We start from the raw sequence: 14,459 nt of genomic DNA on the forward strand, positions 1-14,459 counted from the left end.
AACCCGGAAGACGGCTTTGCCGCCCACCTGTACGTGGGCGGCAAAGCCGTTTTCCGGTGTGCGGGGGCGCCTCAGCGGCGCCGCATGCGCACGCCGATCACGATCTCCGCGATGCCGTCGACGATCGCGTAGATGCCGATCAGCCAGATGAGTCCGAGGACGGCCGCACCCGTGTTGAACAGCATGATGAAGCCCAGCACGACGGCGAGGATGCCGGAGAGGAGGACGCCCCACCAGAAGCGGGCGCCCAGTTTCCGGAGCTCGAAGGAGTTCACGGCGTAGAGGATGCCCAGCAGGATCGCCCAGAACGCCATGATGTACACGACGGCGATGGCGGCGGCCTGCGGCATCACCATGACGGCGATGCCGGCGAGCACGGAGACGATCCCGGAGAACAGCGCCCAGCCGCTGCGGTGCTCCTTGTCGCGGGTGAACCAGCTGACGATCGTGGCGGCGCCGGTGACGAGCGTCCATGCTCCGAAGACGATGCCGAACGCCCAGACGGAGGCGAACGGCATGAACAGGAAGGCCAGGCCCATGAGGAGGCTGAGCACCCCCTGGACGATGAGGGCCGTACGGGCGCCGCTGCGCAGCCTGTCCCAGTCGAAGCCCGGGGTCTGTGCCTGCTGATCCGATGGTGCCGACATCATGGTGCCCTCTCCGTGGGAAGTTCCTGTGGCCTCCACGCTACTCCGATCCGGGGCGTGCGACAGGGGGTGATGCGTGTCTGGTGGAACACGTTGCTCGGCCGTGCAGAGCCCTCCACGTGCGGGCCCCGGTGACCACGTGCGGGGCCCGAATGTCCGCTTGGCCGCCCACATGCATTCGGCGCCCGAGCGCTTTCGCGAACCCGCTGTGCAGCGGTGCCCAGTAAATGTCCTTCCCACCCACATGTACGTGGGTGGCAAAGCCGCCGGGCGGTGTGTGGGGAGGCGCTCAGACCTCCTCGCCGGGGATGACGTCGTCGTCATCCCCGCGGCGTCCGTGCGTGCCTCCACTGCTTCCCGGTTCGCCGGCTGCGCTCGGTCCGCCCGGAGTCCCTGGCGCACGTGGTCCGCCCGGCCACCCGCCGCCGGGACCGCCAGCTGCGCTCGGGCCGGGGAAGCCGCCCGCGCCGAAGCCGGGGTAGCCGCCGAACCCTGCTGACCGCACCTCCATGCGGCCGATCTTCCACCCCAGCACCAGCATGGCCCCGCCGATCACCACGAGCACGATGCCCAGCACCCACAGCAGCCCCGTGAGCCCGGCGGTCGGATTGAGCAGCAGCAGGAAGCCGTAGACCACAGCGGCGGCTCCGGCCAGCACGCCTGCCCACCATGCGGACACGCCTGCGCGCCGGAGGCCGAAGGACGCGGCGATCGCCGTGCTCCCCACCAGCAGGGAGACGAAGGCGACGACGAAGACCACGACCGCGCCCGCGGCCTCGGGCACCAGGAACAGCGCAAGGCCCAGGAGCGCCGGGAGGAGCGCGCCGGCCACGCCCCTGCGCCTCCGGACGAGGGCGAGCACCGCAGAGGCCGCAGCGCTGAGCAGCAGCCACGCGGCGAACACGCGGACGAGGACCACCGCGCTGTCGATGGGCCAGAAGAGGAACAGCAGTCCCGCGAGGACGGCGAGGCCGCCTTGGATCATGAGTCCCGTCCGCACGCGCGAACGCAGCACCTCGAAGGGGTTGGGCACGACGCGGGCGTCCTCGCCGCCGATGCGGTGCTCGCCGTTGTCGTCAGGGCCGGGGGAGCGGTGCGCGGGCGTGGAGTTCATGCCCCCATTGTCTCGCACCTGCCTCGCAGGCGCTTGCCGGAGACGCAGGCCTCGCTTCGTCCTCCCGGTGAGCGGTGACGAACCGGCACGGCGGTCCGCGCGTGGAGCCGGGCTCGTTCCCGCCGGGCGAACGCGGAATCACTCGTCGGTCGCATGCGCGGAGGCGTCCGCCCCTGTTGAGGCGCCGGCCCCTGCCGAGGCGTCCTGCACCTCGTGCGCGAGAAGCCTCCTGCCGGCCGCGTACATGCCGAGCACCCGGGGGAGCGGAGCGCGCCGTCCGGACAGATACGTGGCGAGGACGCGGCCGCCGGCCGTTCCGCTCGAGCGGGTCGCGCCGCTCCTCCCGCCGGAGCCGGTCTCCGAGGTGCTCCCGGCCGCTGCGGCCGCCGTGGTCGCCCTGGCCATCCCGGCCGCCGCCTCGGCCGTGTTCGTCGCGGCATCCGCGTGTGCCGCATCCACTGTGGCGGCGTCCCTCTCCTCCGCACGCTGCCGGCGGTGGGCGGCCACTCTGCGCAGCGTCTGCGCGGCGACTGCCTGCGGTGAGTCGAGCAGTTCCACCTCGTGTCCCACGGACTCGCACAGGGCCTGTGCGATGCGCTCGCCCACGAGGCCGTAGTGCGTGCATCCCAGCACCACCGAGGTGACGTCCTCCGGGGTCTGCGCCGCAGCCTCGGCGACGGCCTCCCGGATCCGTTCTTCCTCACCGGACTCGATGGCCTCCGCCAGGCCTGCCGCGGCCACCCGGGTCACGGGCAGCCCGCCGGCGAAGGCGTCGATGAGCCTGCGCTGGTACTCGCTGCCCGTCGTCGCGGTCGTGGCCCAGACTGCGAAGGGCGCGCGCCGTGCCGCGGCCGTCTTCACCGCCGGCACCGTTCCGATGACGGGGATGCGGGGCTCGAAGACACTGCGGAGGTGTTCGAGGGCGTGGACGCTGGCGGTATTGCAGGCCACTACGATCGCATCCGGCTCCCACGCCGCGAGCCGGTGCGCGGAGTTCTCCGCGACCTCGCGCAGACGCTCCGGGGTGAGGCTCCCGTAGGGCATGTTGTCGGGATCCATCGCGAGGATCAGCTCGGCGTCCGGAGCCTGTGTGAGGATCGCGTCGGCGAACCCCACGAGGCCGAGGCCGGAGTCGAGCAGGCCCACCCGCGGCGGGCGGGCCGCGTCCGCCCGTGCTGCGCTCTCCTGCACCGAACTCTCCTGCGCCGAGGTCTTCACTGTCGTGCTCTTCTCTGTCTTCATGCGGGTGAGCAGTCTCCTCCTGCCTTCGAGTGTGCGGCTCCTGCTGCGCCGGCGGGGTGAGAGGAAGCGGCGGAGGGTGCGCAGGTGGCTCTCCGTGAGGCCGCGGGCGAACTCCGGGACGATCATGAGGAGCCGGTCCGGATAGCGCTGCGCGAAGTAGGCGTGCGTGCGGGGAGAGGCGAGGTCGTCGTCCACCCAGACGGCGCGCCTGCGCGGGTCCTCGTCCAGCCAAGCGGCGACGTGACGGGCCTTCCACCACGCGTGCGGATCTCCCGCGTAGCGGTTGTAGGAGTCGTCCGGCATGGGGACGACGGGATGGGTGTCGCGGAAGCCCAGGGCCGGTTCGAGCTCCTCCGTGCACCGGTGCGACCAGGTGGAGAGCCAGACGAGGGTGGCCTCGCGCGTGCGCATCACACGCTCCAGCGCACGGACGATGGCGGGCCGGTAGTGTAGGGCGAAGCGCCAGGCGTGCGCCGTGCGGCGGCCCTCCCGGTAGTACCGCAGACCGCGGACGGGGTACGAGTTGAGAACGCCGTCCACGTCGAGGAAGACCGTCGCGTGGCGGTCGAGCGCTCCGTCCTCTGCTTCGTCCACGTCTACCAGGGTAGCGACCTCACCGGCGGTGGGGCGGCGGGCTCGGTGGGACGGCGGGCTCAACAAGCGCGGGCGAACATGACACACTGGCGGCATGAGTGACCTGACTCACCTCTCCGCCCTGGACGCCCTCTCCGCCTACCGCTCCTGCGAGCTCTCGCCGGTGGAGCACCTCGACGCCCTCCTCGCCCGGGTCGAGACGGTGGACGCCGTCGCGGTGGGAGAGGGGCCGATCAACGCCGTGGTCGATCTCTTCGCGGAGGAGGCCCGCGCGGTGGCCCGCGAGGCCGAGCGCGCCTATGACCGGGCGGACGGGGACCCCGAGGCCCTGGCCGAGCTGCCGCCCGCGCTCGGCCTGCCCATGCTCGTCAAGGAGCAGCACGATGTGAGGGGACGCTCCGCCACCCGAGGTTCGGCCGCACTGGCGGGCAGCTCCGCGGGGGCCGACCATCCCATCGTGGCGCGGCTGCGCGCCGCCGGTGCGGCGCTGTTCGGCCGGACCACCACACCGGAGCTCTCCTGCGCCACCTTCACCCAGACCGCGGAATGGGGCATCACCCGGAACCCCTACAGCCGCGCGCACACGCCGGGAGGCTCCTCGGGCGGATCCGCAGCTGCGCTCGCCGCCGGCTACGCACCGCTGGCGACGGCCTCGGACATCGCCGGGTCCACGCGCATCCCCGCCGCCTTCTGCGGCCTCGTGGGCTTCAAGACCCCCTACGGGCGCACGCCGGCGGTGCCGCCGCTCAACCTCGACACCTTCCGCGGCGACCACATGCTCGCCCGGACGGTGGCGGACTCCGCGTTCGCGACCACGCTCATCGCAGGCATCCACCCGGCGGACCACTCCACCGTGCCGCTCACCACCGGTGAGTCGCCCGTGCCCACGTCCCTGCCGGGCGCGGCGGCGGTCCACGGTCTGACGGTGGGCATCAGCCGCGACCTCGGCTGCTACGAGGTGGACCAGGACGTGCTCGAGGGGTTCGAGGCCGTGGTGTCCGCGCTCGCCTCCGCGGGGGCGGAGATCGTCGAGGTGGATCCGGGGCTCAGCCTCGACGACATCGACAACGCCGCGATGGTGCACTTCGGCCACCTGCTCACCGGCAACATGCGCCGGCTGGCCGGCGGAGACCTCGACAGCCTCGAACCGTATTCGCGGGTGTTCGTGGAGCGGGCCACGGAGTGGGCGCGGCGCTACACGGCCGTGGACGGCCTCATGTACGAGAACGCGGTGCAGCGCGCCATCGCCCACGCCATGTCCGGCCTCGACGTCATGCTCACACCCACCTCCGCCGTGGCTGCGCTGGAGGCCGGCAACATGTACCTCGACGGGATCGCCCGGCCCAGCGGGCATGAGGACTTCTACTGGCGGGCGCACATGACGCTGCCGTTCAACATCGCCAACCGGCTGCCCGTGCTCGCCGTGCCCTCCGGGCTGGGGCGCACGGGGGTGCCGGTGGGCGTGCAGATCGTCGGTCACCCGTACGAGGACGCGAGCGTCTTCCGGGTGGGTGCGGCGATCGAGGAGCTGCTCCCGTTCCCCGCCATGCCCCAGGTGGGGTGAGGCATCACTCGATGCCGGCGGCGGGGTTCTCCGGATCGAAGGTGCCGAACTGGCGGAGGAACGCGCGGTCGGCCTCGGAGATGGGTGCCGGCTTCCCCGTCTCGCGGTCGAGCACGACGAGCACATTGAGACCCTCGAACACGAGCGTGCCGTTCTGGATGCCGCGGTTGGTGATGGAGAACGAGGACGTCCCCACGCGGCCGATCCCCAGCTCGATCCGCAGCTCCGGGCCGTGGTGCACCGGCGCCCGGTAGTTGAGCTCCACGCGCGCCACGAGCTTGGGGCGGTTGATCGCGTCCCGGTCCCGCATGGTGTTGAGCCAGTCGATGCGGGCCTGCTCCACGAGCGTGACGATCATGGCGTTGTTCACATGCCCCAGGATGTCCTGGTCGGACCAGCGGATCTGCGGGCGGGCGACGAATGCGGGGAAGATGCTCATGGGGCCTCCGGCGTTGGTGGACGGTGCGGGGTCTGCGGACATAGGCTCAAACTTAGCAATCGTTCGGCAAGCGTGTGAGCGCCGCGCTGAACCCTCCATCAGACGAAGGAGCCTGAGGTGTCCGCAGCCGCCGTCCCACCCCGCCCTCTGGACGGGATCCGCATACTCGACCTGGGCGGCATCGGCCCCGGCCCGTTCGCCGCGATGGTCCTCGCGGACCTGGGCGCAGAGGTCATCCGGGTGCACCGTCCGCAGGAGGCCGAGGCGGCCGCACGGGCACAGGCGGCGGGCCAGACGGCGGCCGCGATCGGCACCGTGAGCCCCGTCCTGGACCGCGGCAAGCGCTCACTCGTCCTCGACCTCAAGAGCGAGGCGGGCAGAGAGGTCGTCCTGCGGCTTCTGCCCTCGCTGGACGCCGTCATCGAGGGCTTCCGGCCGGGCGTGGCCGAGCGCATGGGGCTGGGACCGGCCGATCTGCTCGCGGAGCGGCCGGAGCTGGTCTACGGCCGCATCACGGGCTGGGGACAGACGGGGCCGGATGCCTCCAAGGCCGGTCACGACATGAACTACATCGCCGGCTCCGGCCTGCTCGCCCAGCTGGGCAGGGCGGGCGAGGCGCCGCAGTTCCCGGCCAATCTCGCCGGCGACTTCGGCGGAGGCGGGATGCAGCTGGCGCTCGGCATCGTCTCCGCGCTGCTGCGCGCGCGGATGAGCGGCAGCGGCTCCGTCGTGGATGCGGCGATGGCCGACGGCGCGAACCTCCTGTGGGCCATGCAGTTCGGCTTCGAGGCACAGGGCGTCTGGAAGGAGGGCCGCGGGCAGAACATGCTGGATTCCGGCGCACCGTTCTACGACGTCTACACCACTGCGGACGGCGGATATGTGAGTGTGGGCTGCATCGAGCCGCAGTTCTTCGCGGAGTTCGTGGAGAAGCTGGGCATCGCGGACCGGCTGCCGGCGATGGCCCGCAACGAGCACCGGCACCCCAAGCACTGGGCCGCGCAGCGCGCGGTCTTCATGGAGGCGCTGGGCTCCCGGACGCGGGCGGAGCTCGCGGAGCTGTTCGCGGGCTCCGACGCCTGCACCGTGGAGATCCGCTCCTGGGCGGAGGCGGAGGCGGACCCGCACAATCGGGCCCGCGGCCTGTTCTACCGCGACGAGGACGGTGTGCGGCACCCGGCCCCGGCTCCGCGCTTCGCGGACCTGGGCGGCGCGGCCTGGGCGGGCGGTTCCGCTCCGGGCCCGGTGGGGCGGACGCCGGGTGCACAGACGCCAGGCGAGCCTGCGCGCGGTGAGAGCGGGCCGGAGGTGGCCTCGGGCACGGGCACCGCTCCCGAGGTGCTGGGCGGCGGAGAGCCCTACGTCCGCCCCCGGCGTGCTCCCCGGGTGGGCGAGCACACGGACGAGGTGCTGGCCTCGGCGGGATTCGGCGCCGACGAGATCGCCGCCCTGAAGGAGACCGGCGCTCTGGGGTGAGCGGCGGCTTCCGGCAGGGCCCGGATACGCGCTGTGCCGCCCACCTATGAGTGGGCGGCACAGCGCGTCTGCGGGTGGCGCGGTGCCGGCGGACCCGGGCGCCGGCACCTCGGCGCCGGAAGCTCAGGCCAGCGTTCCGCCCGCGGCCGCGATCTCCTCCAGCGCCGCCTGTGACGGACCGGGAGCCACGCCTGCGACGAGGTCGGTGAGCACGCGGACCTCCGTGAGAGGGGCGAGGCGGTCCCGGTGCTCGAGCGCGTCGAGGGCGGAGGCACGCACGCAGTGGTCCGTGGCGATGCCCACGATGTCCAGCCGATCGATGCCGTGGGCGTCGAGGATCTGCGCGAGCGTGCGGCCGTCCTCGGCGACGCCCTCGAACGCGGAGTAGCCGTGAGTGCCCTGACCCTTGCGGATGTGGTGCGTGACCGCGGAGGTGCTGAGCGCGGGATCGTACTCCGCGCCGGGCGTGCCGGCCACGCAGTGCACGGGCCAGGTCGTCACGTAGTCGGGTTCGCCGGAGGCGAAGTGGCCGCCGTTGTCGCTGTCCGGGTCGTGCCAGTCCCGGGAGGCGAGGACGAGCGCGTAGTCCTGCGCATGCGCGGCCAGGTGGCGGGTGATCGCAGCGGCGGCAGCGCTGCCGCCGTCCACGCCCAGAGCGCCGCCCTCGGTGAAGTCGTTCTGCACATCGACGATGAGGAGTGCTGCAGTCATGTGCCGAGTCTAGTTCTGCGGGATCGCCTCAGGAATGCCCGCAGCGCTCTCACTCCGGGAGCGTGAGCTCCTCGAGCACCTCGGTCCCGCCGCGGAGCACATTGAGGTCGATGTACCTCTCCCGGCCGTCGTAGCCGTCCAGCCGGTCGCGGTGCGAGTACTGCCAGATCGTCCACTCCCTGCCGTTGGAGACGCGCGGCGGGAGGGTGACGGAGCGGAACCAGATGGGATTGTCCGGGTAGAGGTCCGCGACGTAGAGGTCATAGGCCTCACGGGTGAGGTAGAGCATGGGTGGGGCGCCGTAGTGCTCCTCGAGCCCTTCGAGCAGGGGGTCGAGGATGCCGTGGACCAGTTCTGCGGAGGGCGGGTCGTCGAAGTAGTCGCCGTAGAACTCAAGGTCCACGGTGGGGACCAGCGTGCCGGGATCCGCGGGCACCGTGTCGATGACGTTCTGGGCCTGGGACTCCCCGGGGCTCTCGAAGCTCATGAAGTGATACGCGCCCACGGGAAGGCCCTGCTCCTGTGCGCCTGCCCAGTTGGCCGCGAACTGCTCATCCACGTGCGAGGAGCCCTCCGTGGCCTTGAGCACGGCGAAGGAGATCGCGTCGCCGCGGCCCTGCACGGTGGAGCCGGTGAGCTCCTCCCAGTCGATGGTCCCCTGGTGCGCGGAGACGTCCACGCCCACCGCGGAGTCGCGGGGGACGAACCAGCGGTTGGGCCAGACGACCCCGGTGAAGACGAGTGTGCCCAGGACGCACAGGACCACCAGAGCCGAGGCTGCCGTCACTGTCACCCGCATCGCTCTGCTGCGCATCGTGGTCCTCCCCAGGTCTGCGGCTCCGCACCGCGACGTTCGCACATCGCGCTGTTCCGGTCTCGTGGGATCATTCCAGGCGGAGCTGTGACCGGCAGTCAGGAAGACGGCGCGCGCACCGAGACGGCGCAGGCCGTTCCCCGATGATCTGGCATGCTGACGGCAGAGGACCCCGCAGGGCGGGATCAGCAGGCTCAGCTACGACCCCACGGCGGTGTCGGGAAGGCGGATCATGACAGAGAAGGCCGGTACGGCAGAGACGGCCCCGGAGCAGGGCGTTCCCTTCCTCGCGCCCTCCTTCACGGAGCAGTTCGCGCACCTCGCGCAGCGTTGCGGCGACCGGGCCGCGGTGATCACGGCGGAGGCGGAGATGACGTTCGCACAGCTCGATGCGCGCACCAACCAGTCCGTCCGTCTGTTCGAGGCCCGCGGCGTGGCGGAGGGGGACTTCGTCCTCATCTCCACCCCGGACTGCGCCCTCATGCTGGAGGCGAGCGTGGCCGCGCTCAAGCTCGGCGCGATCCCCATGCCCGTCTCGGACCGCCTCACGCAGGCGGAGCTCGACGGGCTCGTCGCACTGGCCTCGCCGGCGCTGGCGGTGGACACGACCGCGCGTGAGGTGGGCGCACCTCGGCTGCGGGATCTCTCCGAGGCCCGGGAGCTGTCCGCGGACCCGGTCCCGGCCGTGGTGGGCCCCTCGCTCAAGGCGCCCACGTCCGGCGGCTCCACCGGCACGCCCAAGATCATCGTCTCCACGTCCCCCGGGGCGCCGGAGGGCTATCACCTGCTGGGTGCGGCGATGCGCGTGCCGGCGGACGGCGTCTGCCTCGTCACGGCGGCGCTCTACCACAACGCCTCGTTCAGCAATGCGCTGGCCGCGCTGGTCCACGGCAGCACGGCAGTGCTCATGGACCGCTTCGACGCTCAGGAGGCGCTGCGCCTCATCGACCGTCACCGGGCCACCTGGATCTACATGGTGCCCACGATGATGCTGAGGATCTGGAAGCTCGAGGACGAGGTGAAGGCCGGGTACGACCTCTCCAGCCTGCGCACCGCGCTCCACCTCGCCGCACCCTGCCCCGCCTGGCTCAAGCGCGCATGGATCGGCTGGCTGGGCGCCGACGTCGTCTACGAGGTCTTCGGCACCACGGAGGGGCAGGCCGCCACTGCCATCAGCGGTGCGGACTGGCTGGAGCGGCCGGGCTCCGTGGGCCGGGTGATCTCCGGCGAGATGGTCATCCGCGACAGCACGGGGGCCGAGGCCGCTCCCGGAACCGTGGGTGAGGTCTGGGTCCGCCGCGGCGCGGAGGAGCCCAAGCCCTACCGTTACCTGGGAGCCGAGGCCGAGGACGACGGAACCGGCTGGGAGACGGTGGGCGACATGGGATGGAAGGACGAGGACGGCTTCGTCTACCTCTCCGACCGCCGCTCGGACATGATCCTGGTGGGTGGGGTGAACGTCTACCCCGCGGAGATCGAGGCCGCCGCCGAATCCCATCCCGCGGTCCTCTCCTCCGGCTGCGTGGGCCTGGCCGACGACGAGCTGGGTCAGCGGCCGGCGCTCATCGTGCAGACGGCCTCGGGCGCGGTTCCGGCCGATCTCGAGGCGCATCTGGACGGTCTGCTGTCCCGGATCAAGCGGCCCACGCGGGTGCTGGCGGACACGGAGCCGCTGCGCGATCCGGCGGGCAAGGTGCGCCGCCGGGAGCTCGCCGCACGGTTCGCATGAGTGCGCGGGTGCGTGGTGCTGCCTGAGCGGTGAGGTGCGCACCCTGCCTCCGGTTTCCCACTCTGCAGAGTGGGAAACCGGAGGCAGGGTGCCGGTTGCCGGAGCCGAGGTGGCCCCGCGGAGCTGCGCGCTCAGGGCTCCGCTCCCGGGGCTCTCCCGTCCCTCAGAACTCCACAGGGCGGTTGTCGATGAGCCGGGTGCCTCCGACCGTCGCAGAGAGGAGCAGCAGTGCCGGGCCCCGGAAGTCTGCCGGGCAGGGGCGGAAGGTCGCGGCCTCGACGAGGCTGAGGTAGTCGAGCTCGAAGGAGCCCGTCTCCGCAGCCGCCGCGACGACCTCGCGGGCGGCGGCTTCCACGGCCGCCGGGCCGGCCTCCGCGCGGGCCGCTCCGGCCGCGAGCGCACGGGGGATGACGAGGGCGGCCGTCCTGTCCGCCGCACTCAGGTACTGGTTCCGGCTGGACATGGCGAGGCCGTCGGCATCTCTGACGACGGGCAGGCCGATCAGCTCGATGCCCATGTCGAGATCCGCGATCATGCGCTTGACCAGTGAGAACTGCTGGATGTCCTTGAGGCCGAAGACCGCGGAGTCCGGCCGGACGAGGTGGAAGAGCTTCGCCACGACCGTGAGCACTCCGTCGAAGTGCCCCGGCCGGGCCGCCCCCTCGAAGACCTGCCCCATCCGCCCGGACGAGACCGTCACCTGGGGCGCGGAGGGGTACATCTCCTCCTGTGCGGGTGCGAAGACGAAGTCGACCCCGGCGCTCTCGCACAGCCGCAGGTCGTCCTCGAAGGGGCGGGGGTAGCGGTCGAAGTCCTCGCCGGGCCCGAACTGGAGCGGATTCACGAAGATGCTCGTCACCACCGCGTCCGCCGATTCCCGTGCACGGTCCATGAGGGCCCGGTGGCCGGAGTGCAGCGCGCCCATCGTGGGCACGAGGGCGACGGCGCCCGTCTGGGCGGCACGCCACTCGCGCAGCGCCTCGATGCCGCCTGTCCTCCTCACTCGAAGCTCCGCTCGGCTTCGGGGAAGGTGCCCTCGCGCACCTCGTCGACGTACTCGCGCACCGCCGCGGAGAGCACTCCGTGCAGGTCCGCGTACTGCTTGACGAAGCGCGGTGCCCTGCCCGGCCGCAGCCCCGCCATGTCCTGCCACACGAGGACCTGCGCATCGCAGTCCGCCCCGGCGCCGATCCCCACCGTCGGGATCGGCAGCTCCGCGGTCACCCGGGCGGCCAGTTCCGCCGGGACCATCTCCATGACCACGGCGAATGCGCCGGCCTCGGCGACGGCGCGCGCATCCGCGAGCAGGGCCTCGGCCGCCTCGCCCCGGCCCTGGACCCGGTAGCCGCCGAGGCTGTGCTCGGCCTGCGGGGTGAAGCCGATGTGCGCCATGACGGGGATGCCCGCAGTGGTGAGAGCGCGGATGCGGGAGGCCATCGTGGTGCCGCCCTCGAGTTTGACGGCGTGCACCTCGGCCTCCTTCATGAACCGCACGCCCGAGGCGACGGCCTGCTCGTCGGAGATCTCGTAGCTGCCGAAGGGGAGGTCCGCGACGACGAGCGCCCGTGCGGTCGCCCGCGCGACGGCGCGGGCCAGCGGGATGAGTTCGTCGACGGTCACGGGCAGCGTCGTGGCATGGCCGTAGACGTTGTTGGCCGCGGAATCCCCCACGAGCAGGGCCTCGACGCCGGACTGCTCGAAGAGAGCGGCGGTGTACTGGTCGTAGCTCGTGAGCATCGCCCATCTGCGTCCCTCGGCCTTCGCCTGGAGCAGGTCGAGCGTCCGCACCCGCCGCGGGGGCCGCCGGTCCGTAGGGGCGGGCTGAGACGGCGCGTCCGGTCCTGCGCTCGTGCCTGCGGCGGCTCCTTCGGCAGCAGGCGGGCCGGAGCCGTAGGGCGGGGTCTCTTCAGCGGTGTGCGGGTGCGGGGCAGCGGACATGGACTTCCTCTTCGTCGACAGGACTCTGGGGCTGGACCGGTTCCCATTGTCCCTGTGGCGGAGGGCACATTCACCCTGGTCTCGGTGGTGGAGACGGAAAGTGGTGAGGGCGGAAAAGGGCCGCGCCACTGCAGGACCCGCGGGCCCTGCATTTCGGGTTCTTCCCAGCTGGGTGGCCCGCCGGTAGTATTCCGTCATGACTCGACTACGACGCGAACCTGCTGGTGAGCGATCCTGGTGGGGGTGGGGGAAGGTGAGCGAGGCGCTTTCGTCACAGGAGACGGAAGAGCTTGAGCGAAGCCTCGCAGCCAGCGACCCGGGGCATGATGCGAGAGTCCACGCACCACCTGATCCCCGTCACCTGAACCTCCCCGCGCCGCGTGTGCAGCCGCCTGCGGCGTTGAGCGCGCTGTTCGGCGCTGATCCGGTCGACCGAGCCGGGCACACCCACGGAAAGGCGTTCCGTGACGTGGTGCGAAATCTTAGAGGAGACCTGTCCGCAGCACCGGACTGGGTAGTGCGCCCTACGTCTGAAACAGATCTTGCCGACATCCTCGACTGGTGCTCCCAGGAGCAGGTAGCCGCGATCCCCTATGGCGGCGGGAGCTCTGTCGTTGGTGGTACCGAAGCACGTTTCAGCGGCCCTGCGATCTCGATCGATATGGAGCTGTTCGACCAGGTACTCGAGATCGACCGCACCAGCCGTGCGGCCAGAATCCAGGCGGGGGTCTATGGCCCCGCCCTGGAGGACCAGCTGCGGCCTCACGGGCTGACGCTGCGTCATTATCCGCAGTCGTTCGCCTATTCCACCCTGGGGGGCTGGCTGGCGACCAGGGCCGGCGGTCACTTTGCCACGCTGTACACCCACATCGACGATCTCACCGAGTCGATGCGGGTTGTCACCCCGCAGGGGGTCAGCGAATCCCGGCGGCTGCCCGGTTCTGGTGCAGGTCCGTCACCGGATCGCCTCTTCCTCGGCTCAGAAGGTTCCCTGGGGATCATCACCGAGGCGTGGATGCGGTTGCAGGACCGGCCTGTATACCAGACCACGGCGTCCGTGCTGTTCGACTCCTACACTGAGGCAGTCGCAGCCACTCGGGCGATCGCTCAGGCGGGTCTGTATCCGACGAACTGTCGTCTGCTCGACCCCAATGAAGCTCGAGGCAGCGCTGGTATGGAGTCAGGCGGCGGCATTCTGGTTCTTGCCTTCGAATCCGCAGATCATCCGGTTGACGCATGGATCGAGCGCGCGACGGAGATCGTGAGTGATCACGGGGGCCGGGTGCAGGATCGGACACGCCGCGATGCGGCGGGAGCATCCTCCGGTGGCGCGGCGGGAGCCTGGCGGTCAGCATTCCTGCGCATGCCCTATTGGCGTGATGCTCTCGCGCAGCGGTCCATCATAGCCGAGACCTTCGAGACCGCCTGTACATGGGATGCTTTCGAGGAGTTCCACGCAGCAGTGACCACCGCAGTGCAGGGTGCGCTGAACGATATCTGCGGCGGGGGCACCGTGTCCTGTCGGTTCACGCATGTGTATCCCGACGGCCCCGCGCCCTACTACGGTGTGCGCGCGCCTGGCCGGTGGGACGGTCTGCTGGCACAGTGGGACGAGATCAAAGCTGCCGTCTCCGAGGCCATCATCAGCGCCGGAGGCACGATCACGCATCACCATGCCGTGGGGCGAGACCACGCACCGTGGTACGCGCAGCAGCGGCCGGACCTCTACGCGGCCGGTCTGCAAGCGGTCAAAGGGAGGCTCGACCCCGCTGGGATCATGAACCCCGGCGTCCTGGGCATAGGGATGCCGGGGAAATAGTTCGCCATGCGGGAGGCCGGTGCAGCGATGGCAGCGCCGGCCTCCCGCAGCGGTGAAAGCCCCGGCGTGCACCTGCCGTGGCACTGGGTCCTCCCGGCCTCGGCGTCTACTCGCCCCGGTGCTTGCGCACCGCGGCGATGGGCGCCTCCGCTGTACCGGTGCCGGGGCGGATGCAGCGCGGTAGCCGGAGCATGAACCAGGCGCCGATGAGGAAGGCGCTCCATGAGGTGATGATACCGACCAGCCCACCGGCGATGACGATTCTTCCCAGATCTCGTGGCCGAGCATGAGGCTGAGAGTGTCCGCGATGACCAGCGGTTCCCTATGCTGCGGTTCGCCGCCCACCACCAGGCCGAGGACGAGGAACACGCC

Annotated in this window: 12 protein-coding genes; 4 read left to right on the forward strand and 8 right to left on the reverse strand. The window is 71.1% G+C overall.

Features of this window, described 5'->3' with window-relative positions:
• Nucleotides 1-71 precede the first annotated feature (71 nt).
• The 3 genes from Q0A33_RS02655 to Q0A33_RS02665 all read right to left on the reverse strand — a co-directional run bounded on the left by Q0A33_RS02655 (nt 72) and on the right by Q0A33_RS02665 (nt 3,597).
• Nucleotides 72-650, reverse strand: a complete 579-nt coding sequence (locus tag Q0A33_RS02655) for an HdeD family acid-resistance protein (protein ID WP_291792684.1) — start codon at nt 648-650, stop codon at nt 72-74.
• Between the two features lie 286 nt (nt 651-936).
• Nucleotides 937-1,761, reverse strand: coding sequence for a DUF308 domain-containing protein (locus Q0A33_RS02660; protein WP_291792687.1), 825 nt, complete (start codon nt 1,759-1,761; stop codon nt 937-939).
• Between the two features lie 138 nt (nt 1,762-1,899).
• On the reverse strand, nt 1,900-3,597 hold the full coding sequence (locus Q0A33_RS02665; RefSeq protein WP_291792690.1) for an HAD domain-containing protein: 1,698 nt from the start codon (nt 3,595-3,597) through the stop codon (nt 1,900-1,902).
• 94 nt (nt 3,598-3,691) lie between these two features.
• On the opposite strand from Q0A33_RS02665, the gene Q0A33_RS02670 reads away from it, so the two are divergent.
• Complete coding sequence (locus tag Q0A33_RS02670; protein WP_291792693.1) at nt 3,692-5,161, forward strand: amidase; 1,470 nt, start codon at nt 3,692-3,694, stop codon at nt 5,159-5,161.
• Between the two features lie 4 nt (nt 5,162-5,165).
• Here the strand turns inward: Q0A33_RS02670 and Q0A33_RS02675 are convergent, their stop codons facing one another.
• Complete coding sequence (locus Q0A33_RS02675) at nt 5,166-5,642, reverse strand: thioesterase family protein (RefSeq protein WP_291792696.1); 477 nt, start codon at nt 5,640-5,642, stop codon at nt 5,166-5,168.
• Between the two features lie 75 nt (nt 5,643-5,717).
• On the opposite strand from Q0A33_RS02675, the gene Q0A33_RS02680 reads away from it, so the two are divergent.
• Nucleotides 5,718-7,076: a CaiB/BaiF CoA-transferase family protein gene (locus Q0A33_RS02680; RefSeq protein ID WP_291792699.1), complete on the forward strand. Its 1,359-nt coding sequence runs from the start codon at nt 5,718-5,720 to the stop codon at nt 7,074-7,076.
• Between the two features lie 123 nt (nt 7,077-7,199).
• Here the strand turns inward: Q0A33_RS02680 and Q0A33_RS02685 are convergent, their stop codons facing one another.
• Nucleotides 7,200-7,787: an isochorismatase family protein gene (locus Q0A33_RS02685; protein ID WP_291792703.1), complete on the reverse strand. Its 588-nt coding sequence runs from the start codon at nt 7,785-7,787 to the stop codon at nt 7,200-7,202.
• A gap of 49 nt (nt 7,788-7,836) precedes the next feature.
• Nucleotides 7,837-8,601 (reverse strand): GH25 family lysozyme, encoded by a 765-nt coding sequence (locus Q0A33_RS02690; RefSeq protein WP_291792706.1) that lies wholly within the window; start codon nt 8,599-8,601, stop codon nt 7,837-7,839.
• A gap of 232 nt (nt 8,602-8,833) precedes the next feature.
• Here Q0A33_RS02690 and Q0A33_RS02695 point away from each other — a divergent pair, with 232 nt between their 5' ends.
• Nucleotides 8,834-10,330: an AMP-binding protein gene (locus Q0A33_RS02695; protein WP_291792709.1), complete on the forward strand. Its 1,497-nt coding sequence runs from the start codon at nt 8,834-8,836 to the stop codon at nt 10,328-10,330.
• A 163-nt stretch (nt 10,331-10,493) separates the two neighbouring features.
• Here Q0A33_RS02695 and panC read toward each other — a convergent pair whose 3' ends face one another.
• Together panC and panB are read right to left on the reverse strand one after the other, a co-directional pair.
• Complete coding sequence (gene panC / locus Q0A33_RS02700) at nt 10,494-11,333, reverse strand: pantoate--beta-alanine ligase (protein WP_291792712.1); 840 nt, start codon at nt 11,331-11,333, stop codon at nt 10,494-10,496.
• Nucleotides 11,330-12,268, reverse strand: a complete 939-nt coding sequence (gene panB, locus Q0A33_RS02705) for a 3-methyl-2-oxobutanoate hydroxymethyltransferase (protein WP_291792715.1) — start codon at nt 12,266-12,268, stop codon at nt 11,330-11,332. Before panB ends, panC begins: the two co-directional genes overlap by 4 nt.
• A 400-nt stretch (nt 12,269-12,668) precedes the next feature.
• Here panB and Q0A33_RS02710 point away from each other — a divergent pair, with 400 nt between their 5' ends.
• Nucleotides 12,669-14,087, forward strand: coding sequence for an FAD-binding oxidoreductase (locus tag Q0A33_RS02710; protein ID WP_291792718.1), 1,419 nt, complete (start codon nt 12,669-12,671; stop codon nt 14,085-14,087).
• Nucleotides 14,088-14,459 lie beyond the last annotated feature (372 nt).

This window comes from Brevibacterium sp., from assembly GCF_022712115.1.
GTDB lineage: Bacteria > Actinomycetota > Actinomycetes > Actinomycetales > Brevibacteriaceae > Brevibacterium > Brevibacterium salitolerans.